Annotated in this window: 18 protein-coding genes and 2 pseudogenes; 14 read left to right on the forward strand and 6 right to left on the reverse strand. The window is 72.5% G+C overall.

The features are described from left to right. Nucleotides 1-63: 63 nt before the first annotated feature. A pseudogene (locus JGS22_RS03585) lies at nt 64-219 on the forward strand (HalD/BesD family halogenase); the annotation flags it as partial. Nucleotides 220-777: 558 nt separating this feature from the next. Here JGS22_RS03585 and JGS22_RS03590 read toward each other — a convergent pair. After that, complete coding sequence (locus tag JGS22_RS03590; RefSeq protein ID WP_211042013.1) at nt 778-2,343, reverse strand: amidase; 1,566 nt, start codon at nt 2,341-2,343, stop codon at nt 778-780. A gap of 360 nt (nt 2,344-2,703) precedes the next feature. On the opposite strand from JGS22_RS03590, the gene JGS22_RS03595 reads away from it, so the two are divergent. Continuing rightward, entirely contained in the window at nt 2,704-3,639 is a 936-nt protein-coding gene (locus tag JGS22_RS03595; RefSeq protein ID WP_211042012.1) for a L,D-transpeptidase family protein, read from the forward strand. A 787-nt stretch (nt 3,640-4,426) separates the two neighbouring features. On the opposite strand, the gene JGS22_RS03600 is transcribed toward JGS22_RS03595, so the two are convergent. From JGS22_RS03600 to JGS22_RS03610, 3 genes are all read right to left on the reverse strand, one after another. Beyond that, a complete protein-coding gene (locus tag JGS22_RS03600) occupies nt 4,427-5,635 on the reverse strand; it encodes a hypothetical protein (RefSeq protein WP_211042011.1) in 1,209 nt (402 codons plus the stop codon). A gap of 23 nt (nt 5,636-5,658) precedes the next feature. Beyond that, nucleotides 5,659-6,306: an RNA polymerase sigma factor gene (locus JGS22_RS03605; RefSeq protein WP_211042010.1), complete on the reverse strand. Its 648-nt coding sequence runs from the start codon at nt 6,304-6,306 to the stop codon at nt 5,659-5,661. 417 nt (nt 6,307-6,723) lie between these two features. After that, the gene (locus JGS22_RS03610) at nt 6,724-8,340 is read right to left on the reverse strand and encodes a beta-N-acetylhexosaminidase (RefSeq protein ID WP_211042009.1); all 1,617 of its coding nucleotides are present in this window, start codon (nt 8,338-8,340) and stop codon (nt 6,724-6,726) included. A gap of 313 nt (nt 8,341-8,653) precedes the next feature. Here JGS22_RS03610 and JGS22_RS03615 point away from each other — a divergent pair, with 313 nt between their 5' ends. The 5 genes from JGS22_RS03615 (at nt 8,654) to JGS22_RS03635 (ending at nt 12,716) form a co-directional block, all read left to right on the forward strand. After that, nucleotides 8,654-9,196 carry a 2-oxo-4-hydroxy-4-carboxy-5-ureidoimidazoline decarboxylase gene (locus tag JGS22_RS03615; protein ID WP_211042008.1) on the forward strand — a complete coding sequence of 181 codons (543 nt, stop codon included), beginning with the start codon at nt 8,654-8,656 and terminating at the stop codon, nt 9,194-9,196. 135 nt (nt 9,197-9,331) lie between these two features. Further along, nucleotides 9,332-9,712 carry a succinate dehydrogenase, cytochrome b556 subunit gene (gene sdhC, locus JGS22_RS03620; protein WP_211042007.1) on the forward strand — a complete coding sequence of 127 codons (381 nt, stop codon included), beginning with the start codon at nt 9,332-9,334 and terminating at the stop codon, nt 9,710-9,712. Between the two features lie 6 nt (nt 9,713-9,718). Then, complete coding sequence (locus tag JGS22_RS03625; protein ID WP_211042006.1) at nt 9,719-10,171, forward strand: succinate dehydrogenase hydrophobic membrane anchor subunit; 453 nt, start codon at nt 9,719-9,721, stop codon at nt 10,169-10,171. 20 nt (nt 10,172-10,191) lie between these two features. Then, nucleotides 10,192-11,946, forward strand: a complete 1,755-nt coding sequence (sdhA, locus tag JGS22_RS03630; RefSeq protein WP_211042005.1) for a succinate dehydrogenase flavoprotein subunit — start codon at nt 10,192-10,194, stop codon at nt 11,944-11,946. Beyond that, nucleotides 11,946-12,716, forward strand: coding sequence for a succinate dehydrogenase iron-sulfur subunit (locus JGS22_RS03635; protein WP_216814826.1), 771 nt, complete (start codon nt 11,946-11,948; stop codon nt 12,714-12,716). The genes sdhA and JGS22_RS03635 overlap by 1 nt, the downstream gene beginning before the upstream one ends. 77 nt (nt 12,717-12,793) lie before the next feature. Here JGS22_RS03635 and JGS22_RS03640 read toward each other — a convergent pair. Then, nucleotides 12,794-13,048 (reverse strand): annotated as a pseudogene (locus tag JGS22_RS03640) (4Fe-4S dicluster domain-containing protein); the annotation flags it as partial. Between the two features lie 454 nt (nt 13,049-13,502). Between JGS22_RS03640 and JGS22_RS03645 the strand changes: the two are divergent. The 5 genes from JGS22_RS03645 to JGS22_RS03665 all read left to right on the forward strand — a co-directional run bounded on the left by JGS22_RS03645 (nt 13,503) and on the right by JGS22_RS03665 (nt 18,154). Further along, nucleotides 13,503-13,955, forward strand: a complete 453-nt coding sequence (locus JGS22_RS03645; protein ID WP_211043878.1) for a phospholipase — start codon at nt 13,503-13,505, stop codon at nt 13,953-13,955. 325 nt (nt 13,956-14,280) lie between these two features. Next, nucleotides 14,281-15,336 (forward strand): trypsin-like serine peptidase, encoded by a 1,056-nt coding sequence (locus tag JGS22_RS03650; protein ID WP_216814827.1) that lies wholly within the window; start codon nt 14,281-14,283, stop codon nt 15,334-15,336. Nucleotides 15,337-15,583: 247 nt separating this feature from the next. Beyond that, a complete protein-coding gene (locus JGS22_RS03655; RefSeq protein ID WP_211041914.1) occupies nt 15,584-16,213 on the forward strand; it encodes an MOSC domain-containing protein in 630 nt (209 codons plus the stop codon). A gap of 226 nt (nt 16,214-16,439) precedes the next feature. Beyond that, nucleotides 16,440-17,243: an alpha/beta fold hydrolase gene (locus JGS22_RS03660; protein WP_211041913.1), complete on the forward strand. Its 804-nt coding sequence runs from the start codon at nt 16,440-16,442 to the stop codon at nt 17,241-17,243. Between the two features lie 296 nt (nt 17,244-17,539). Then, complete coding sequence (locus JGS22_RS03665; RefSeq protein WP_211041912.1) at nt 17,540-18,154, forward strand: hypothetical protein; 615 nt, start codon at nt 17,540-17,542, stop codon at nt 18,152-18,154. Between the two features lie 131 nt (nt 18,155-18,285). On the opposite strand, the gene JGS22_RS03670 is transcribed toward JGS22_RS03665, so the two are convergent. Then, on the reverse strand, nt 18,286-19,302 hold the full coding sequence (locus tag JGS22_RS03670; RefSeq protein ID WP_308405495.1) for a DMT family transporter: 1,017 nt from the start codon (nt 19,300-19,302) through the stop codon (nt 18,286-18,288). A 74-nt stretch (nt 19,303-19,376) separates the two neighbouring features. On the opposite strand from JGS22_RS03670, the gene JGS22_RS03675 reads away from it, so the two are divergent. Both JGS22_RS03675 and JGS22_RS03680 read left to right on the forward strand, forming a co-directional pair. After that, entirely contained in the window at nt 19,377-20,330 is a 954-nt protein-coding gene (locus JGS22_RS03675; RefSeq protein ID WP_211041911.1) for a LysR family transcriptional regulator, read from the forward strand. Nucleotides 20,331-20,461: 131 nt separating this feature from the next. Further along, the gene (locus tag JGS22_RS03680; protein WP_211041910.1) at nt 20,462-23,212 is read left to right on the forward strand and encodes a SpoIIE family protein phosphatase; all 2,751 of its coding nucleotides are present in this window, start codon (nt 20,462-20,464) and stop codon (nt 23,210-23,212) included. The last annotated feature ends 92 nt before the right edge of the window (nt 23,213-23,304 follow it).

Raw genomic sequence — 23,304 nt, forward strand, 5'->3', positions numbered from 1 at the left:
GGGTCCGGTACGAGACCCGGCGGCGGGTCGGGCGCGCGGCCCCTGCCCCGCAGCTTGTCCATCTCGCGCCATTCGGCGATCTTCGCCTACAGCGAGCGCCCCGGCGTCATCGGCAGCCCGGCACGGACCCGTCAGCTCTTCGGGCGGGTGCTGCCCGAGCATCTGGCCGCCGAGGAGGGCCGGGCGAGGGCCGTACGGGTCGACCAACTGCTCGACTGAGTCGTCCGGGGCGTACGGCCGACCGGCCGCCGTCGCGCCGCTGAACCACGGGCGCACGACGGACGTTCACCACGGACCGCGGTGCGCGGCACTCCCACCGAGCCGACCCGTGCACCGCAGTCCGTGCACCCGAAGCCCGCGAGCAGGGCACGCGCCCGGGGCCCCGGGCGCGGGGTCGGGTGCCAGCCGCCCCGCCCGGGCCGTTGCGTTCACCTCCGGCGCGCACCACTGGAGGAAGCGCGTACAGCTCTCCTCCAGACCGGGGAGCGGGACCCTGGGCAGCGTGTCCTCGTGGGCGAAGGTGGTGGGGGCTGTGGCTGTCGCGGCGGGGGTGGCTGTGGCGGCGGCTGTGCCGGTGTTCGGAGTCGGCCGGTCCCAGCAGCTGCGCACCGAGCGGGAGGCCCTCGGGCGTACGCCCGAGGGCCTCCCGCTCGGTGCGCAGCTGCTGGGACCGGCCGACTCCGAACCGCTGCTCGTCTCGCTCGCCGCCCAACTGGAGGCGGACCGCCGGTGGTTCGAGAGCTGGCCGGGCGGCGACGGGCAGCACCGAGGCGTCGGCTACTGCGCCTCGGGCTGCCCGTCGCCGCCCGGCCAGCTCTCGAACCACCGGCGGTCCGCCTCCAGTTGGGCGGCGAGCGAGACGAGCAGCGGTTCGGAGTCGGCCGGTCCCAGCAGCTGCGCACCGAGCGGGAGGCCCTCGGGCGTACGCCCCGCGGGTACGTTCACGCCGGGCCAGCCGAGTACGTTCCAGGGCCAGGCGTACGGGCAGTGCGCGATCATCCGCCGGTCGGTCTGCCAGCCGCTGAGGTCGGCGAGTGCGCCGATGCGGGGCGGCGGGGTCGCGGTGGTCGGCGTGAGGACGACGTCGTACCGGCGGAAGATCCGCCCCACCCGGCGGCGCAGCGGCGCCTCCGCCGAGCGGGCCAGCCGCAGCACCGGACCGCCGAGCAGCCCGCCGGTGCGGGCGGCGCCGCGGGTGCGCGGGTCAAGCAGAGCGGGGTCGGGCGCCCTGCCCGCCCACTCGCGGATACCGGCGGTCGCGCGCGGTACGAAGGTGACGCCGATCGGCCCGTACGCGGGTTCCGCCTCCTCGACCTCGTGGCCGAGGGCGGCCAGCCGCTCGGCGAGCGCGGTCAGCGCCGAGCGCACAACGGGCTCCAGCCGCTTGGGAGTTCCGGTGAACGCCGTGCGGGTGGAGAGCGCGATGCGCAGCCGGCCGGGCTCCCGGTACGCGGCGGGCAGCATCTCGACGGGTGTCGGCCGGTGCAGATCCCCGGGGGCGCTCCCGGCGGCGGCGTCGAGCAGCAGGGCCGCGTCGGCGACCGTACGGGCGAGCGGGCCGTGGCAGGTGATCCCGTTGAACGCCTCGGGGTCGGGCCAGGTGGAGATGCGCCCCCGCTGTGGCTTGATCCCCACCAACTGCGTCCAGGCGGCCGGGATGCGCACCGATCCGGCGCCGTCGGAGCCGAGCGCGGCCGGCACCAGGCCCGCGGCGACCGCCGCCGCCGAACCGCCGGAGGATCCGCCCGGGGTGTGGTCCAGGTTCCAGGGGTTGCGGGTGTCGCCGAACGCCGGGCCCTCGGTGACCGGCCACTGGCCGAACTCGGGGCTGTTGGTCTTGCCGACGATGACCGCTCCCGCCGCACGCAGCCGCCGTACGGACTCGGCGTCCTCCCGCTTGGCCGGAAACGACCCCTCGCACCCGAAGGCGGTGGGCTCTCCCGCGAGGTCGGTGTCGTCCTTGACCGCCACCGGAACGCCGAGCAGCGGCAGCCGCTCACCCGCCGCCAGACGCCGGTCGGCCTCGTCGGCCTCGGCGAGCGCACGTTCCGCGGTGACGAGCCGGAACGCGTTCAACTCGCCACTGGTGGCGGCGATCGCGTCCAGGCTGCGAGTGACCAGCTCCCGCGACCCCGCCTCGCCGGCGGCCAACATCCGGGCCTGCTCGACCAGTCCGGGCAGCGGTCGCGCCCTGTGCACCGAGCGCCCGCCCCCGTGGCCGCTCGCCGAGCCGCCTTCCGGTCCGCGCGCCGCGTCCCGCCGGTCGCCGCCCGCTCGCTCGTGCCCCGCGCCGTCTGCCGCGCCGCGCCCCGCGTCCGGTGCGGACGAAGAGTCCCGCGCCATCACCCACCGCCTCTCCCCGCCCCGTCCGGAGCTTCTTACTGACTAGTAGGTCAACGAGCCCACCGTACGAGTCCGGGGCCGTGACCGTCATCCGGGTGTACGTCACAGCCCTCGCCCGTCACCGGGACACGGTCCGGCGATCCGCGTCGGCGCCGAAGTCGCCCTCCGAATCCACATCACGCACAACTCAGGTGCGGGTGAACGGAGTTGGGGCAGACCCTCGGCCAGGCGACAGCGGTTCCGCGCCAGAACGCGGTCACGACTGCGTATCGCCGCCGGAATACGGGGAACTGTTCCTCTTGGAGCGCCGTCTGCCACACCACAGGCACGAACAGGTGAATCACCAGGGGGTTTCGGGCAATGAGGGCTGATACCAGGGCACTTCGCGCACTGTGCGGCGTTGTCGCCGTCGCCGCGCTCTCCCTGACCGTCGGGTGCGACGAGATACACATCGAGACCGACGCCAACGGTCAGAGCACCAGCGGCGCTTCGGCCGGCTCCTCCGGCGGCGGCGCGACCGGCGGCAACTCCGGCGGCACCGACAACACCGAAACGGACAGCGGCGGCGCAGACGGCAAGGACGCCGGCACCGACGACCAGAAGCCCGCCGTCGATCCGAAGCCCAAGCCGGAGCCGAAACCGGACGACCCCAACGCGGGCCTGCCCACACCGCTGTTGAAGGACGGCAGCGAGGGCAAGCAGGTGCGCGAGGCCCAGGCCCGGCTCCAGCAGCTCGCCCTCTTCGAGCGCAACCCCTCGGGCTACTACGGCACCATGACCACTGCCTCCGTCAAGGCGCTCCAGAAGAAGGCGGGCCTGGCGCAGAGCGGCACGACCGACCCCGGGACCTGGGCCGCACTGCGCAAGCAGACCAAAGCCCCCGGCGCCGCACAGCTCAACCCCCAGACCAGCTATCCGCTCGCCGACCCGGACAAGCGCTGCACCTCCGGCCGGGTGCTGTGCATAAGCAAGGAGAGCCGCACCCTGGCATGGATGGTCGACGGCGAGGTGCGCGCCGCGATGGACGTGCGCTTCGGCTCGCAGTACACGCCGACCAGGGAAGGCACCTTCAAGGTCGACTTCAAGAGCCGCGACCACCATTCGACCCTCTACGACACCCCGATGCCGTACGCGATGTTCTTCAGCGGCGGCCAAGCGGTGCACTACTCCGACGACTTCGCCGCGGCCGGCTACTCCGGCGCGTCGCACGGATGTGTGAACGTGCGCGAGAAGAAGAAGATCGCCCAGGTCTTCTCCCAGGTGAAGGCCGGCGACAAGGTCATCGTCTACAGCTGACCCCGCGCCGCCCGTTCATCCGGCGCCCGGGCGGGCCGCCCTAGTGTCGCCCGCCGCGCCCTGGGCTCCACAGCCCTCGCGGAACGCCCCGCACCCCCGCACGGACACCTGCCGAGCGCCCGTACGGAGCTGCTTCCGGACAGAGCGGGCACGGGGGGACGAGCGTCAAACAGCCACCCCCAGCTCGGAGTTGGGCCACGGCCCGCGCACGGAGGTCTCGGGACCGCCCCGGCACGCCGCCCCGCTCGACGTCCTGCTCGGCTCGACGCGCGAACCGACTCGACGCGCGAACCGGATCGACGGACGTACCGGATCGACGGACGTACCGGATCGATGGCACGACGAAGGCCGTACGGGCTCGGAGTGCGGTGCCGTCGAGAGCCGACAGAGCGCGTCAACAGACGCTGGAGTGCCAAGAAGCGCGGCGAGAAGCGCGCGAATCGAGCCGCGAGGGAGAAGCAGAGAGAAGGGGCGCGGGCGGAATCGGGGGAACATATCCCGCCCGCGCCATCGCGCGGACCCGTAGGTACGGGGGGAACCTCGGGTGGCGCGCTCGCCGATGACCAGTCGGCTCACTCCATACTGCGCCATGAACCCGGAAAGTGTCACACTCTCGCGATTACCGACTCGCGATTACCGATCGCAGGACGAACGGACCGCGGCTGCTTCGCGACTCGTGGCCGAGGTGGCCGACGGCGCGCGGTTCCCGCGCGGACCGTGCCCATCGGTGCGGCCGGCGGGGTGTGGAGAGTTGCGGGCACCTGTTCACACAGGTGCCGTACGCGCGTCAGGCGCCGCCACCACCGTCCTCTGCCGGGTCCGTGCCCGGATCGATGCCCGCGCTCGTCCCCCCGTCGCCGTTTCCGCCCGTTCCGCTGCCGCCGCCTGAACCGCCGGTCGCACCGCCCCCGGTGGCGCCACCGGCCGCACCGCCGCCACCGGCACCGCCCGTGTCGTCGCCCGGGCCGTCCGGACCGCCCGCACCTCCGGCGCCGCCGCCCGAGCCGCCGCCCGAGCCGTCGCCCGGCTCGCCCGGTGTCGTCGGAGTGCCGGGCTCGTCCGGCTGTTCCGGAATGCCGACGCCGCCGTTGCCGCTGTCACCGCCCTCGGTGCCACCGCCGCCACCGCCGACGTCTCCGTACTCCTCGCAGTAGCTCTCGACCTGCTCCGGACCGCCGGCGACCTGCTCCAGCTCCCAGCGCTTTCCGTGCTCGATCTTGTCGCCCTCGTACGCCCTGCACAGTGCGACGACCACCGTGGGGTCGGGGGCGCCGGGCTTGGTACTGGGCGGTGTGGGCGGCCAGTTGTCGGGCTCGGGGGACTGGCTGCCGCCGTCCGGGTCGGGCCGGTGCGGCCAGGTGCTCGGACTGTCGTCGGCGGGCGGGCCGCTCTGCGAGGGGGTGCCGACTCCCTGGTGGTCGCCGTTGCCGCGAAGGGCGCCGGCGATGTCCCGGTGGCTCCCGCCGGGCCGCTCGGCGCCGCGCTCAGAGGGCGAACCCCAGCCGGGCAGCCGCTCGTCGGGGCGGTCGGAGTTTCCGCCGCTGGAGTTGTCGAGGTAGGGGCTCTCGCTCTCCAGCGGTTCGACCGCGGGGGGTCTTCCGCCGGAGGCGCCGGGGTCCTCGCCGCCACCGAAGGGGGCGGGCAGTACGCCGTTGCTTGCGGCCACCGCGACGCCGCCGAGGGCGAAGCCCGCGATGGCCATGGCGAAGCCGACGTGCAGCGGCGTACCCGAGACTCGGGTCATGTACCTGCCACGTCTGGAGCGCGCACCGGCCCGGCCGCCCCGGCAGTCGTGAGCCCGTGCGGTACGTGCGGTACGGAACGCGGCGAGCGCCTCGGCCTCACCGGGCAGCTCTCCCGAACGCTCGGCGGAACGGTGGCTCTCGGCCAGCCCGTCCAGCACGCCGGCCAGCTCCTGGGCACTCGGAGAAGGGCAGGAGGAAGCGCCGTCGCCGACGGAGCCGCGCAGCAGATTCTCCGCGGCCTCGTCGTCCAACCAACCGAATCGATCCTCAGCCCTCACGTACCCCTCAGCGTCCGCGCGGGCCTTGGCGTCACACCGAGCGCCTGGTTCCAGCGCTGATCTGGAATTGTTCCGTCCGTTGCCGCGGGCTCCCCGTCGCCCTCCAACAGCTCGGCCAGCCTGCGCAGTCCGCGGTGGGCGGCGGTGCGCACCGCACCGGGGCGCTTGCCGAGAACCTCGGCCGCGCTCTTGGCGTCGAGCCCCACCACCACCCGCAGGACCACGGCCTCGGCCTGGTCCCTGGGCAACCGCGAGATGAGCTCCATCGTGCGGCCGGTGCCGAGCGCCTCCAGCGCCTCGTCGGCGGTGTCGACGCCGTCGGGCATCGTGGTCAGTTCGCTCTCGTCGCCGCCGCTGACCGGTCGCCGGCCGCGGGCCCGGAGGTGGTCCAGCGCGCGGTTGCGGGCGATCCGCGCGGCCCAGCCGCGGAACCTGTCGGCGTCGCCGGAGAAGCGGTGGAGGTCGCGGGCGATCTGGAACCACGCCTCGGAGGTGACGTCCTCCGCGTCGGCGTCCTGGACCAGCGTCCTGACATACCCGAGCAGCCGCGGGTGCACAGCGCGATACACGCCCCGGAAGGCGACTTCGTCGCCCTCCTGCGCCGCGCGTACGGCGGCGGTCAGTTCCGCGTCGTCCCCCTGCACGGTTCCTGCCCTAGGTGTGAGGTCCTGTCGGTCCCCGGGCTCAGCTGCCCGGCGCCTAGTTCAAGCTTCGACAATCTATCGATGCGTCCAGCACCGTACGGCCTCCGAGGCCCCTTCGTCCATGCTCTCCGACCGAGGATGTACTTGCAGATGTACGTGCAGGTGTGCTTACGCTGGCGAGGGTAGCTACCGAGTAACACATTGTGGAGCCCTGGCGCTGTAGGGAGTACGGGCCTGCCTGCGCAGCCCGTACTCGACGACGGCCGGGGTCTCTCCTGTGGGGGGTGGCGACCTCGGCCGTCTTCACGTCCCGCTCCGTACGCCCCCGCCGTACGCCCTCCGCGCCCGCGCCGCCGTGCGCCGGCCGCCGCGCCGCCGCACACCGAGCGGCCCAACCGCAGCCACCCACCTGGGACTTCAGCCGTCGCCGCGGTCGACCTCGTCGGCGAGCTCCCGGAACTCCTGCCAGGACTCCTTCGGTTCGCGCGGATCCCACACCTTCTGCGCCAACGCCCTCAGCGGCATCCTGATCCCCGCCGCGACCTCCTGCACCGACTGCGCGTCCGCGAGGTCGCACCAGACCGCCAGCCGCGCGCCCGGCACCCGGGAGGGCGTCGTGCTCCCCGCCGGCTCGGCACGGGAGCCGCGCAGCACGGCCGGCGTCCACTCGCGGTAAATACGCTCGCCGGTCGGATAGGTGAACTGCTGCGGCTCACCGAGAACGTAGTAGAGGTACTCATCATTGAGGTTGATCAACTTCCAGCCCTCCGCCAGGTACTCCCCCGGCGGACGGGCGCCGATCTCCTTGCCCGTCCAGTAGGTGACCTCCCGGCCCTTCGAGGGGGTCACAACCCCACCGGCGTGCATCCCGTCGTTCCACACCTGCGGCGTGTACCCGAGCTTGCGCACCGCCTTCGCCCGGTCGTTGAGCCAGGCCGTCGCCAGATCCCGGACGGTCGCCTCCTCGCCGAACCTGCGCTGCGCGATGCGGTGCAGCCGCGGGTGGTTGGCCTCCGGGTCCTCGGCGGTCAGCGGACGATACTCGTCGCCGCCCAGATGCCAGTACGTGCCCGGGAAGAGTTCGGCGTACTCCTCCAGCAGCTCGTCGACGAGCCTGCCCGCCGCCGACTTGCCGATGTCGATCGCGCCCTCCACCAGCTCCCCCGAGCCGTTGCGCAGGGCGAGTTCGGGATGCTCGGCCAGGAGCGCGCCCAGATGTCCGGGCGAGTCGATCTCCGGCACGACCGTGATGTGCAGCGACCGGGCCAGCCGCACCAGTTCGCGCACCTGCTTCTTGGTGAGGTGCTGCTCCGAGACACTCCCCGGGCTGGTCTCGCTCTCGATGCGGAAGCCCTGGTCGTCGGAGAAGTGCAGCTGGAGCTGGTTGAGCTTGAGATCGGCCATCTCGCGCAGGCGGTCGGCGAGCCACTCCGCGGAGAAGTGCTTGCGAGCGGTGTCGACCATCAAGCCGCGCTGGGGACGGTCCGGCCGGTCCCGCACCGTGCCCTCGGGCACCGCATCGCGCTCGCGCAGCGACTGGACCAGGGTGCGGGTGCCGTAGAAGACCCCGGCGTCGGAGCTGCCGGATATTCGCACCCGGCCGTCCGCGGTGGTGAGCTCGTACGCCTCCCGGCCGCCGGCCAGGTCGGAGTCGAGGGCGAGTTCCACATCGCCCGCGCCCGCACCCGAGTCCGCGTAGTCGACGCGCAGCTCGCGGGCGAGCCTGCGCGCCTCGTCCTCCACCGCGCTGCCGGACTCGGCGACGATCCGGGTGTCCCGGTCGAGCTTCCAGCCCGGGCCGCGGGCGGCCTCCCAGTCGCGTACGGCCGGGATCACCCGCGGCCGTACGCCCGGCGGGTGGGTGGCGGCGTCCTGCGGTTGATCGGCGGTCTCCCCACCGCCGGTCGCTCCGCCCTCGCCGCCGCTCCCACCGCCGTCGGTGCAGCCGAGCTGGGTGGCGGTGACGACGGCAGCGCCCGCGACGGTGACGGCTATCACGCCCAGAGCTGCCCTCTTGCGCCTCGTCGAACCCATAGAGTCACGCTAAGCCCGGTATGACGGCTCGGCCCGGTGTGGGGTGATAGGTCACTTCCCGCACCGGACCGAGCATCCGCCCGGGCGGCCCGCCGGACCAGCGGGCCGCGCACACCCGCCCCGGCACCACCACGGGTCGCGTCAACCCGGAATTCCTGAGCGACCCGTACGGGTGAACAGCCCGGCGCTGCGGGCCAATTCGGGCCCTCGCGCCGCTACCGTGACCGGCGCTCCCCGACCCAGGGCGCCCCCTCGCCCCGGTTCGCGCACCGGTCCCCTGTCCCACGCACCCGTCCCACGCCAGTAGGAGTCCATGCTCCCGTCCCAGCGAGGCACCCCGCCCAGGCCCCTCGACCGGCTCAATCGCGCCACCGAGCAGGCGGCCCGCTCCGAGCTGCTGCGCTGCTGCGGCAGCAGGCGCTGGGCGTCGCGCCTGGCCGCCCATCGGCCTTACCCGGACACCCAGTCGCTGCTCGCCGCCGCCGACGAGGCGAGCTACGACCTGTCCGCCGAGGACATCGGCGAGGCGCTGGCCGGCGAGGCTGCCAACGGAGGCCCCGAGCACCTGCTCGCCCCGACCGGCCGCCCCGGCGTCCTCGCCGCGCACACCGCGCTCCGCGCCGCGCTGGCGAAGTACGAGAGCGAGTTCGGCCACACCTTCGTGATCTGCCTGGACGAACTCCCGCCCGCCGAGCGGCTGGACGGAATGCTCGCCGCTCTCGGCCGCCGGCTCTACGCCACGCAGGACGAGGAGCGCGCCGTCACGGCCGACGAGCTGCGACGCCTCGCCCGTGGCCGGCTGCTGCGGCTGGTCGTACGGGACGTCACCGTGGGTAGTCCTTCCGTGCCTGATTGATCACATCGGCGCCCCCGGCGTCAAGTAGCCGACAGCCCGTCGCTACCATGGCGACCGGCCGGTGGACCGTACCCGGCCGGGCCCGACCGACACTGAAGCCGGCAGGCCCCGATCCCCGTTCCCGGAGGGTTTTCCGTGCCGGCTGGAACGCTGTACCGCGGCCGGGAAGGCATGTGGTCCTGGGTGGCTCATCGAGTCACCGGCGTCCTCATTTTCTTCTTCCTGCTCGTGCATGTTCTCGACACCGCCCTCGTCCGGGTCTCACCCGAGGCCTACGACGAGACGATCGCGGTGTACAAGACGCCACTCGTTGGCTTGATGGAGTACGGCCTTGTTGCCGCCGTCCTCTTCCACGCGCTCAACGGCCTGCGGGTCGTGGCGGTGGACTTCTGGTCGAAGGGCGCCAAGTACCAGAAGCAGATGCTCTACACCGTGCTGGGCGTCTGGGCCGTGCTGATGGCGGGCGCCTTCTGGCCCATCCTCTCGCACGGCTTCTACGAAGTGTTCGGGAGCTGATGCCTGATGTCCGTTGACTCGACCGCTCCGACGGAGCCCTCGGTGGACAACCCCGCGCCGCTCATCGAGCCCCCGCGCGCCCGCACCGCCAAGACGCCCAAGGCGACGCGCACCAACTTCGAGCTGTACGGCTGGCTGTTCATGCGGCTGTCCGGCATCGTGCTGGTGGTCCTCGTCATCGGCCACCTGCTGATCCAGCTGGTGCTCGACGGCGGCGTGACGAAGGTCAGCTTCGCGTTCGTGGCGGGCCGTTGGGCCTCGCCGTTCTGGATGACGTGGGACCTGGTCATGCTGTGGCTGGCGATGCTGCACGGCGCGAACGGCCTGCGCACGATCATCAACGACTACGCGGAGCGGGCGAACACCCGTTTCTGGCTGAAGATGCTGCTGTACACCGCGACGGTGTTCACCGTCCTGCTGGGGACGCTGGTGATCTTCACCTTCGACCCGAACATCTGAGGGCTGAGGTACCTGAGCTCATGAAGATCCACAAGTACGACACCGTCATCGTCGGGGCCGGCGGAGCGGGTATGCGCGCGGCCATCGAGTCGACGAAGCGCAGCCGTACCGCCGTGCTCACCAAGCTGTACCCGACGCGTTCGCACACCGGTGCCGCCCAGGGCGGCATGGCCGCCGCTCTGGCCAACGTCGAGGACGACAACTGGGAGTGGCACACCTTCGACACCGTCAAGGGCGGTGACTACCTGGTCGACCAGGACGCCGCCGAGATCCTGGCGAAGGAGGCCATCGACGCCGTCCTGGACCTGGAGAAGATGGGCCTGCCGTTCAACCGGACACCGGACGGCACCATCGACCAGCGCCGGTTCGGCGGCCACAGCCGCAACCACGGCGAGGCCCCGGTGCGCCGGTCCTGCTACGCCGCGGACCGCACCGGCCACATGATCCTCCAGACGCTGTATCAGAACTGCGTCAAGGAGGGCGTGGAGTTCTACAACGAGTTCTACGTCCTGGACGTGCTGCTCAGCGAGGTCGACGGGGTCAGGAAGACCGCGGGCGTCGTGGCGTACGACCTGGCCAGCGGGGAGATCCACATCTTCCAGGCCAAGTCGGTCATCTTCGCCTCCGGCGGCAACGGCAAGTTCTTCAAGGTCTCCTCCAACGCGCACACGCTCACTGGCGACGGCCAGGCCGCCGCCTGGCGCCGCGGACTGCCGCTGGAGGACATGGAGTTCTTCCAGTTCCACCCGACCGGCATCTGGCGGATGGGCATCCTGCTGACCGAGGGCGCGCGCGGTGAGGGCGGCATCCTTCGGAACAAGGACGGCGAGCGCTTCATGGAGAAGTACGCGCCCGTCATGAAGGACCTCGCCTCGCGCGACGTGGTCTCCCGCTCGATCTACACCGAGATCCGCGAGGGGCGCGGCTGCGGCCCGGAGGGCGACCACGTCTTCCTGGACCTGACGCACCTGCCGCCCGAGCAGCTGGACGCCAAGCTGCCGGACATCACCGAGTTCGCGCGCACCTACCTCGGCATCGAGCCGTACACCGACCCGGTGCCGATCCAGCCGACCGCGCACTACGCGATGGGCGGCATGCCGACGAACGTGCAGGGCGAGGTGCTGCTCGACAACACCACCGTCGTCCCGGGCCTGTACGCGGCCGGCGAGGTCGCCTGCGTCTCCGTGCACGGCGCCAACCGCCTGGGCACCAACTCCCTGCTGGACATCAACGTGTTCGGCCGGCGTGCGGGCATCGCCGCCGCGGAGTACGCCTCCACCGCCGACTTCGTCGAGCTGCCGGAGGAGCCGGAGTCCCTGGTGGTCGCCCAGATCGAGCGGCTGCGCGAATCCGAGGGCACCGAGCGGGTGACCGAGATCCGCAAGGCGCTGCAGGAGACCATGGACAAGAACGTCATGGTCTTCCGCACCGAGCAGACCCTCAAGGAGGCGGTCGACGAGATCGCCTCGCTGCGCAAGCGCTACAAGAACGTGAGCATCCAGGACAAGGGCAAGCGGTTCAACACCGATCTGCTGGAGGCCATCGAGCTGGGCAACCTGCTCGAACTGGCCGAGGTGACGGCGACCTCCGCACTGGCCCGCAAGGAGTCCCGCGGCGGCCACTACCGCGAGGACTACCCGGACCGCGACGACGTCAACTTCATGCGCCACACCATGGCGTACCGCGAGGTGGACGAGGACGGCGAGGAGTCGATCCGGCTCGACTACAAGCCGGTCGTCGTGACCCGCTACCAGCCGATGGAGCGTAAGTACTGATGAGCACTCCCACCCTGGAGAAGAAGAGCGACGGGCCCGCCCGGTCCGAGGACGCCACCCCGTACATCACCGTCACCTTCCGCCTCCGGCGCTTCAACCCGGAGGAGCTGGAGGAGGCGTACTGGGAAGATTTCACCATCGAGATCGATCCCAAGGAGCGGGTGCTGGACGCCCTGCACAAGATCAAGTGGGAGGAGGACGGAACGCTGACGTTCCGTCGTTCCTGCGCCCACGGCATCTGCGGCTCGGACGCGATGCGGATCAACGGCCGCAACCGGCTGGCGTGCAAGACGCTGATCAAGGACATCAATCCGGAGAAGCCGATCACTGTGGAGGCCATCAAGGGCCTCACCGTCCTCAAGGACCTCGTGGTCGACATGGAGCCGTTCTTCCAGGCGTACCGCGACGTCATGCCGTTCCTGGTCACCAACGGCAACGAGCCGACCCGTGAGCGGTTTCAGAGCGCCGAGGACCGCGAGCGGTTCGACGACACCACCAAGTGCATCCTGTGCGCCGCGTGCACCAGCTCCTGCCCGGTGTTCTGGAACGACGGGCAGTACTTCGGCCCGGCGGCGATCGTCAACGCCCACCGCTTCATCTTCGACTCGCGCGACGAGGCCGGGGAGCAGCGGCTGGAGATCCTCAACGACCGTGACGGCGTGTGGCGTTGCCGCACCACGTTCAACTGCACGGACGCGTGCCCTCGCGGCATCGAGGTCACCAAGGCGATCCAGGAGGTGAAGCGGGCGCTCATCACGCGCCGCTTCTGAGCCTCCGGGCACGCACTGACCGACGGCCCCCCGCAGCTTCGGCGCGGGGGGCCGTCGGTCAGTGCGTGCCCGGAGGCTCAGAAGCGGCGCGTGATGAGCGCCCGCTTCACCTCCTGGATCGCCTTGGTGACCTCGATGCCGCGAGGGCACGCGTCCGTGCAGTTGAACGTGGTGCGGCAACGCCACACGCCGTCACGGTCGTTGAGGATCTCCAGCCGCTGCTCCCCGGCCTCGTCGCGCGAGTCGAAGATGAAGCGGTGGGCGTTGACGATCGCCGCCGGGCCGAAGTACTGCCCGTCGTTCCAGAACACCGGGCAGGAGCTGGTGCACGCGGTCTTGGTGGCGCCGCTGTAGCTGTTGCACACCCGAGGTCGTGGTGGGCGCGGCGAGTTCGTCGCTCAGCGCCGCGACGACCTCGGGTGTGCAGTGGTGGTCGGCTGCAACGGACCCCAACGCCTCTGCCGCGCCCACGTCGTTGTCTCCCTCGACGACCATCTCGACCAGAGTCGGCACTGCCTCCGTCACTCCCGGGCCGGCCAGCCGAAGCGCCGCGCATCGGCGCACCTCCGGTTCGGGGTCGTTCAGCGCGACCGTCAGCGCGGCAGTGGCCTCGAGAGCGGACGGGCGGGGAACGGCGGAGCTGATCGAGGGCGTACGGGCGGACGACGCCGGGGTACGACGGCGCGCAGTGCTCGCGCTCGCCGAGCTGCCCACCGCTCCCGAGGCCACTGCCGCGTGCCGCTCGTTGACAGGCAGCGAGCGGAGACTTACCCGGAGGTCGGGAACATGCGTCGTACGGTGATGACAGGAATGGCCGCCACAGGAATCGCGTTGGCCACGGTGCTGGGAACGGCAACCGCGGCGAACGCCGCGCCCGCCGACAAGCCCCAGGTGATGTCGAGCTTCACCCAGACCAGCGCGTCGAGCTACAACGCCTGGTCGGCCGCGGACGGCAACCGAGGTGCCTGGTCCGCCTACAACTTCAACTGGACGACGGACCTGTGCAGTTGGTCCCCCGACAACCCGCTGGGCTTCCCGTTCAACCGGTCCTGCGCCCGACACGACTTCGGCTACCGCAACTACAAGGCGATCGGCGCCTTCCCGGCCAACAAGGCGCGCATCGACAACGCCTTCCACGAGGACCTCAAGCGGGTGTGCAACAGCTACAGCGGCGCCACCAAGACCGCGTGCACCAGCCTGGCGTGGACGTACTACCAGGCGGTCAAGAACCTCGGCTGAGGCCGAGCGGGCGGCCCGGGGGACGGGCGGCCGTGACGGACGGGCCAGGGGCGCGGCAGCCGTACGGTTGCCGCGCCCTTCGGCGTCCTCACTCGCAGACCGCGTCGGCCGGCAGGCCGTGCCCGCGCCCGGCGATGGCCGGCGGCGGGCCGTCGGAGTCGTGTCGTGCGGCAGGCCGTCCGGGCCGAGATGCCGTCTGGACCGCTCCGAGAGGCGGGCGTATCGTCCTCCGGGTTCAACGTGTGACGTGTCCCTGTCGAGTCGTGCGGGCGTGCCGGCGAGCTGAGCCGTACGCCCAGCGCGCCGCTGCGCAGAAGGAGTTCGCGTGAGACGTTCCCCCCGTTCGGTACTCGGTGCCCTGATCGCCACAACCGCCCTGCTCGCCACCGGAGCCCTCTCCGGCACGGCCGGTGCGGCGCCGGCGAGCGGGCCGGATCCCGTCGGCCACTCGGCCGCCGCCACCACCACCGCCCAGCAGGATCAGGTCAGGTCGCACTGGACGGCCGACCGGATGCGTGCGGCCGTGCCCATCGAGGAGTTGGCGCCCGAAGCACTCCGGGCGGCGGTCGAACGCTCCGCCGAGGGCGCCGCGGGACCGGGCGGCACCGCCGCGACGCCGCAGGGCGAGCCGCGGAAGGTCGCACCGACCTCCGCAAGCTCCGGGCGGGCCGCCGTGACGAACCGCGGCGTCGGCACCGCCGAATTCCCGCAGACCGGAGCGCCCTGGGTCGGGGAGAAGATCGAGAGCACCGCGGGCCGCGTCTTCTTCACCTACGACGGGCGCGCGGCCTCCTGTTCCGGCAACGCCGTGACCAGCGGCAACGCCAGCACCGTCCTCACTGCGGGGCACTGCGTCAAGCTGGACGGCGCCTGGCACGAGGACTGGGTCTTCGTGCCCGGCTACACCGACGGCAGCGCCCCCTTCGGCGAGTGGCCGGCCCTCAGCACCCACTCCACCCCGCAGTGGGAGGCGAGCGAGGACATGAACTACGACGTCGGCGCCGCCAAGGTGGCGGAGACCGGCGGCGAGCTGCTCACCGAGGTCGTCGGCAGCCAGGGCCTGGCCTTCAACACCGGCTACGACCTGGACGCGTACGCCTTCGGCTACCCGGCCGCCGACCCGTACGACGGCGAGACCTTCATCTACTGCAGCGGCACCACCTTCAAGGATCCGCTGCTGACCACCGCGCACGGACTGGGCTGCGACATGACCGGTGGCTCCAGCGGCGGGCCCTGGCTGGTCGACTTCGACGAGGAGACCGGGACCGGCCTCCAGGCGTCGGTGAACAGCTTCGGCTACGTCTTCCTGCCGGGGAACATGTTCGGCCCGCACTTCGGCGCCGAGGCCGAGGCGCTGTACGAGAGCGTCCAGCTGAGCTGAGACTCCGCGGCCGTGGGGCGGGTCGGATGTGCCGGAGCGGGCGCCCGACCCGCCCGCCGGCCCCGCGCCGGTACTGTGCTGACAGCGGGCCGGCGCCGGACACGACGGGCACAGCCGCAGGCAGCACGACACAGGCAGCCGCGGACAGCGCAGGCAGCAGGCAGCAGGCAGCAGGCAGCAGGCCGGACGCAGCCACCGGGAGGCCCGGTACGGACGCGACCGGCCGAGGACGAGGAGGGGGACGCGGATGTCGGTCACCAGTACGGGCGGCGAACCGGACGCCGGATCGCTCACGGAGCGCGAGGGCGGGGCGGGCCCCCGGGCGGCCGACGGCACGACCGGCCGCATCGTCGCTCTCGCACGGGATGCGGAGCACAACTTCGGCAAGCCCCTGCGGGACCGCGTACGGCTGCTGACCGGACTCGGGGTGGAGGGCGACGCGCATCTGGGCGAGACCGTCCAGCACAGATCGCGGGTGGCCAAGGACCCGACCCAGCCCAATCTGCGCCAAGTGCACCTGATCCACTCGGAGTTGTTCGATGAGGTCGCGGCGGACGGCTTCAGCGTGGGCCCCGGCCTGCTCGGGGAGAACGTCACCACCGAGGGGGTCGATCTGCTCGCCCTGCCGGTCGGCACCGTGCTTCGACTCGGCGACGAGGCCGTGGTCGAGCTGACCGGCCTGCGCAACCCGTGTCTCCAGATCGACGGGTTCAGCAAGGGGCTGATGAAGCGCCTGATCCGCCGGGACGGCGCCGGCGAGATCGTCCGGCTCGCGGGAGTCATGAGCGTGGTGGTCGCGGGCGGCGAGGTCCGCGTCGGCGATCCGGTGCGAGTCGCGCTGCCGACCGGCCCCCACCGGCCACTGGAACGCGTCTGAGCCCTCGACCGGCGCCCGCCCCGCACTCCCCCGGCCCCGGTTGCTCGCCGGGCGCTAACCCCGGGCCCCTGCCCGCGCCGGGTCGCGTTGCCCGGCCGCGGCCTCGGCGCGGCGGTCCGTGACCGCAGTCCGCCGCTGCCCGCGCCGGTTCGCCGCTCCGTCCGCCGACCGCCCGCCCGGCGGAGGCGTTAGCGTGGTCGCACCGGTGACTGGGAGGTACACGGTGGTGGCAACACGTCAGACGGTCCGCGTCGGGCGGACGACACTCGGGTACGCCGAATGCGGTGACCTGCACGGACGTCCCGTCCTGCTGCACCACGGCCTCATCGGGAACAGCGCACTGCCCGATCGCTGGGACGTCTACGGGCGGGGCATGGGCGTACGGCTCATCGCGGTCGAACGCCCCGGATACGGCGCCTCTCCCCCGCTGGAGATGGGCGCCGTGGCCGAGTGGGCGGAGCTCGCCGAGGGCCTGATGGACGCGCTCGGGATCGAGGAGTTCGACGTGGCCGCCATCTCGGCGGGCGCCCCGTACGGTTACGCGCTCGCGGCGCTGCTGCCCGGACGGGTGCGGCGGCTGTGGGTGCTGAGCGGGCTGCCGTACGTCCAGGACGACGCGATCCGCGGCCTGTACCCGGCGGACTCGCTGACGGCCTGGGAGTTCTACCGGCAGGCCCCGCTGTCCGACATCGCGGCGGGGTTCGCCGCGGCTGCGCCGCGCTGGGCCCAGGTCTTCGCCGAACTCCCGCTGATGCTCTCGGCGTTGGAGGAGATCGGAGCACACGACTTCCTCGGCCCGGCGCGCGAGGCCAAGCTCCAGGTCCGACCGTGGGGCTTCGAGCTCTCCCGGGTCGACGTGCCCGTACGGCTGTGGCACGCGCCGGCCGACGAGCAGGTCCCGTTGGCGGCGGTGGAGGCGACCGCCGCGCTGCTGCCCCGGGCGGAGATCTTCGAGCAGCAGGACCCCTCGCACGTACCGAGCGAGGAGACGGTGTACGAGCTGTTCAGGTCGCTGGCCGCGGAGGGCTGAGACAGCCGCGCCGGGCGCCGGCGGCTGCGCAGGCCACCAGTCCCGCGCGCCCCGACACGGCGCATCGCCCCGGACACCGGTGTGCCGCTCACCGCCACGAGTCCCGCGCGCCCGGACACGGCACCGGCGCACCCTCTCGCACCCGGCGGGGAGTCCGGTGGTGCGACGGCAGGTTGGTGACAGGACCATTCGGGGAACCGGCCGTCCGGAGTTCTCGTCTTGTCATGCGCGCGATCACCGCGGGCTGTCCCGCGGAGTCGCGCGACCACAGCAGACGATACGAAGGAGGCCGGTTCGTGGCCAGGTTCAGAGGTCCCCGGGCGGCCGTCGCGGGCGTCGCCGCACTCGGCCTGTTCGCCGTCGGTTTCGGCACCGCGCACGGGATGGACGACGAGAGCGGCGCCTCCGCACAGTCCGGCGCCGCACAGTCCGGCGCCGACTCCGACGCGCCGGGCACCCCGGCCGAAGAGGACTGGTACGAGTCGACGCTGGAGCTGAGCGACGGCGGCCGGGTCCATGTACGGCTGGTCGAGGGCACCGGCGTGCAGGAGCGCCACCGGGCGGCCGACGCCCAGGAGTGGAGCACCTGGAAGACCCTCCACAAGAGCAAGGAGGACCGCTGCCAGGGCGTCGAGCTGGAGGAGGTCAACGGCACGGTCTCGCTGATCGCCGACTTCGGCCTCTACTGCTCGGACGGCGAGCCGCCGCAGGAGTCGGTCGCCGCGGTTGGCACCGGCGACCTGACGGAGTGGGCGGTCGACATGACCGAGGGCTTCGACGGTTGGCAGGACGTGTCGATCAGGGAGGACGGCAGCAAGGTCCTCTTCATCAACGACACCGACTCCGGCCTGTACACGCTGGGTTGGGACATCGTCGACGGCTTCGGGAAGATGTCCGCACCGCGCGACTGACCCGTACCCGCACGCCCTCGCCGGCACCGCACGCCCTCGCCGGCACCGCGCGCCCTCGCCCGGCCGGGCGGGGCGCGTACGTCCGCCCGCCCGCGTACCTCTGGGCGCCCGGCGGTCAGGGCGCCCGGCGGTCAGGGCGCCCGCCGGCTCCGGCGGCGGGCCGGGGTGCGTCCGGCGAACCACACCGCGGCCACCACCACCGCGCAGCCCGCCAGTTGGAGCGCGGTGGGCGACTCGCCGAGCAGCAGCATCGCGCAGGCCACCGCCATGATCGGCTGGAGCAGCAGCAGCGCCGCCGCCGCGTTCGGTGTGACCCGCGGGGTCCCGCGGCCGATCAGTATCCAGGCGGCCACCTGACCCAGCAGCGCCAGCGCGATCAGCCAGCCCCAGGAGGCGAGCGGTACGGCGAGCGTCAGCCCGGTGGTGAAGAGCGCGAGCACCCCCGAGGTGGCCGCCGCAGCGAGGGTCGAGAGGAAGACCGGGGTGACCGAGTGCTGCGGCGAAGCCACACCGCACAGCCGGATCAGGTACAGGTACGCCGCGTAGGCCACGCCGGCTGCCAGGCCCAACAGGGCGCCGCGCAGCGGGTGTCGGGCCTGGTCGCTGTGGTCGAGCAGTCCGGCGGCGAGCGCGAGACCGGCGAGCATCAGCGGGCTCGCGTACGCGAAACGGCGGGGAATCCGATCGCCGCCGAGGATCCGGGCGAGCAGCGGGAAGGCGATGACCTGGATGTTGAGCAGTACGGTCGCCACGGCCGCGCCGACGTCCAGGATGCTGACCGTCCACATCACGTAGTCGACGCCCAGGAAGACGCCGGCCAGCAGCGCGGGCCCGCGGAGCCGGCGGGGGAACGCACGGTGCCTGCGGCGCTCGTACAGTGCCAGCGGCAGCAGGACGGCCAGCGCGATGGCGCAGCGCAGGAAGGCCGCCGTCCCCGCACCGACGTCGGCGAGGCTGATGAAGACCGCCGTGAGCGAGAGGCATGCGGCGCCGCCGACCACCAGCGCGGCACCGCCGGTGCTCGATGACCGTGCGGGCGCCGGGGGTTGCTCGCCGGGGCCGGGGGAAGGGAGCGGAGATGTCGCGGGCGACACGGACAGAACGCTCTCCGGCGGGGTCGCCGCGGTGGCCTTCGCTGCATCAGTCACGGCCACGACGCTCCCACTTTCCTCTGTGTCGCACTACTTACTCTTTCGACCCGATCGCGGTTAGCGTTGCTTATGTGTTGAGTTGGGAGCGGCTACGGGTCTTCGCGGCCGTCGCCCGCGCCGGCTCGGTCCGCGCGGCGGCGGAGGCCCTCCACATCACGGGGCCCGCCGTCTCGCAGCAGCTGCGCCGGCTGGAGAAGGAGGCCGGCTGCCGGCTGGTCGAGCCGTACGGCCGCGGTATCCGGCTGACGCACGCGGGGCGGCTGCTGGCCGGCTCGGCGCAGGAGATGGTCGAATCCGCCGAACGCGCCCAGCGGGAGCTGGCCGCGGCGAACACCGTGGTCGCCGGTCCACTGCGGATCGGCGCGGTGGCCTCCGCGCTCCGTACGATGCTGCCCGCCGTGCTGAGGGAGCTCAGCGAACGGCACCCGAGACTGGAGCCCGCGCTCGTGGACGGCGAGGCGGACGACATGCTGCCGCTGCTGAGCACCGGGCGGCTGGACGCCGTCGTCCTGGAGAGCTGGGAGCACTGGCCGGTCCGGCTGCCCGCAGGGGTCTCCACGACCCTGCTGCTGCGGGAGTCCGCGCGGGTCGCCGTACCGTGCGGCCATCCGCTCGCCGACGCGCGGGTGCTGCGCCTCGGGGAGCAGCGTGGGCAGCCGTGGGCCAGTTGTCCGCCGGGCAGCGACGCCTACGAGGCGCTGGTGCAGCTGCTGCGCGCGCACGGCGATCCCGAGCCCGCGGTGCGCTACGCGGTCGCCGACTACACCACGATGCTCCGGCTCGTCGGCGCCGGGCTGGCGTTCTCACTGGTCCCGGAGATGGCGGCGCACCCGCTGCCGCCCGGGGTACGGCTGCTCCCCGTCGAGCCCGGGGTCAGCCGTACGGTCGCGGCGGCCACCCTGGACGGCGCCGCCACCCCTCCGGTGAAAGCCTTCCTGTCCGAGCTGCGCCGCGCCGCGGCTCCCCCGGGGCGAGCTCCGGGCCCGGAGCCGGTGCGGGCCGCCGAGGGCGGCCCCGAACCGTAGCGACGCGCCCCGGGGGTGCGCGGTGACACGGGGTGACGGCCCACGCGCACGGGGCGTACGGAGGGGGCGGGCGGAAGCGCGCGCCGATATCGTCGGACGGTAATAGGAGGTGTGGAAGGACGTGGAAGAAAATGGCCGTACGGTTCGGCAGACCGCGCTCGGTTCTGGGGATGCGGTCCGTCGCGGGCCAGGTCTTCCTCCTTCAGGTGGTCATCGTGGTGCTGCTGGTGGCAGCGGCGATGACGGCCCTGGTGCTGGAGTCGCGGGACGCCAGCGAGCGCGAGGCGCGTAACCGGTCGGTGGCCGTCGCCCAGACGCTGGCGAACTCGCCCGGTATGCGGCAGGCGCTGGAGAGCGACGACCCCACCGCACAGTTGCAGCCGCGCGCGGAACGGGCCAGGAAGGGCTCGGACGTCGACTTCGTGGTGGTGCTGGCCCCGGACGGCACGCGCTACACGCATCCGATCGAGGACCGGATCGGCAAGAAGTTCGTCGGCGATCTGGACCGGGCCCGCGCGGGCGAGACCCACACGGAGAAGATCACCGGCACCATCGGCCCGCTCGTCCAGGCGGTGGTACCGGTCATGGACGAGCGCGGCAGGGTCATCGGCATGGTCTCGGCCGGTATCACCATCGAGCGCGTGAGCGGGGTGGTGGAGGAGCAACTGCCACTGCTCTTCGGCTCCGCCGCAGCGGTCCTGCTCCTGGCCACCGGCGGTACGGCCCTGGTGACCAACCGGCTGCGGCGCCAGACGCACGGCCTCGGGCCGATCGAGATGACCCGGATGTACGAGCACCACGACGCCGTCCTGCACTCGGTCCGCGAGGGGGTGCTCATCGTCTCCGACGAGGGCAGGCTGCTGCTCGCCAACGACGAGGCGCGCCGACTGCTCGACCTGCCGCCGGACTTCGACGGCACGCCGGTCTCCCGGCTCGGGCTGGAGCCCGGCATCGCGACGCTGCTCGGCTCGGGCCGGGTCGCCAGCGACGAGGTGCTGCCGGTGGGCGGACGGATGCTCGCGGTGAACCAGCGCAAGACGGAGGCGGCCGGCGGGCCCGCCGGAACGGTGACCACGCTGCGCGACAGCACCGAGCTGCGCGCGCTCACCGGGCGTGCGGACATCGCCAGGGAACGCCTGGAGCTGCTCTTCGACGCCAGCACCGAGATCGGCACCACCCTGGACGTGGGCCGCACCTGCGAGGAGTTCGCAGAGTTCGCCGCGACCCGCTTCGCCGATCTGGTCACCGTGGACCTGATCGAGGCGGTGCTGCGCGGCGAGGAGCCGGCGGGCGCCGCGTACGACCCGCAGATGCGGCGCACCGCGATCCGCGGCTCGCTGGACGAGAGCGGCGAGGGGAGCGGCGACGGGTGGCAGGGCGTGCACGCCGGCGGCTACCCGCTCGGCTCGCTGATCCGCTTCCTGCCGACCACCCCGATGGGCGCGGGGCTGTCCGAGGGCAAGGCCGTGCTGGAGGCGGACCTGCGCTCCTTCGGCGGCTGGCACGAGCAGTCCCCCGAACGCGCCAGGGAGCTGGTGGAACGCGGCGCCCACTCGATGATCGCGGTACCGCTGCGGGCGCGCGGGGTGATCCTGGGCGTCGCGATGCTGTGGCGGGGCGGGGACAGCGACCCCTTCGAGCCGGACGACCTGTCCCCTGCCGAGGAGCTGGCGGCCCGGGCGACTGTGGCGATCGACAACGCGCGGCGCTACTCGCGCGAGCACACCATGGCGGTCACGCTCCAGCGCAGCCTGCTGCCGCGGGGCCTGCCGGAGCAGAACGCGCTCGACGCGGCGTACCGCTACCGTCCCGCGCAGGCGAGCCAGGGCGGGCTCGGCGGGGTGGGCGGCGACTGGTTCGACATCATCCCGCTGCCCGGCGCCCGGGTGGCGCTGGTCGTCGGCGACGTGGTCGGCCACGGGCTGCACGCCGCGGCGACGATGGGGCGACTGCGCACGGCGGTGCACAACTTCTCCTCCCTCGACCTGCCGCCGGACGAACTCCTGTGGCACCTCGACGAGTTGGTCACCCGTATCGACCTCGCCGAGTCCGATGACTGGACAGGCCTGCGCAACGGCGGCACGGATTCCGGTCCGGACGCCGCGGTCACCGGCGCCACCTGCATCTACGCCATCTACGACCCGGTGACGCGTCGCTGCACCATGGCCCGCGCCGGCCACCACCAGCCCGCGATACTCCGCCCGGACGGCACCGCGGAGTTCGCCGAGGTGCCGGGCGGCCCGCCGCTCGGGCTCGGGGGAATGCCGTTCGAGACGCTGGAATTGGACCTGCCGGTCGGCAGCACGCTGGTGCTCTACACCGACGGGTTGGTGGAGGAGCGGCGGCGGGACATCGACGAGGGGCTGGCCAAGCTCCGCGAGACGCTGGCCGGGCATCCCGACCGCACGCCGGAGGGAATCTGCGAATCGCTGCTCGGGGCGCTGCTGCCGGTCCGGCCGAAGGACGACGTGGCGCTGCTGGTGGGGCGCACCAAGGCGCTGGACTCCGACCGGGTGGCGAGCTGGGAGGTTCCGTCGGACCCCTCCGCGGTCGCCCGGGTGCGCTCGGAGGCGGTGCGCAAGCTGTCCGAATGGGGCCTGGAGGAGGAGGCGTTCGTCACCGAGCTGATCCTGAGCGAGCTGGTGACCAACTCGATCCGGTACGCGGCCGGCCCGGTCGGCGTACGACTGATCCGGGACCGGCAGCTGATCTGCGAGGTCTCCGACGACAGCAGCACCTCGCCGCATCTGCGGCAGGCGGCGATGACCGACGAGGGCGGGCGCGGCCTCTTCCTGGTCGCCCAGCTCGCGGAACGCTGGGGCACCCGGTACACGGAGGCCGGCAAGGTGATCTGGACCGAGCAGCCGCTGCCGGGGAACTGACTGCCGGACGCCGTACGGGAGTTGGGACGCACTCCCGTACGGCGCGGCGGCGGCACGGCCCGCCCACCGGGCCCGGCGAGCGGGGCGGGCGA

Source organism: Streptomyces tardus (assembly GCF_018101125.2).
GTDB lineage: Bacteria > Actinomycetota > Actinomycetes > Streptomycetales > Streptomycetaceae > Streptomyces > Streptomyces tardus.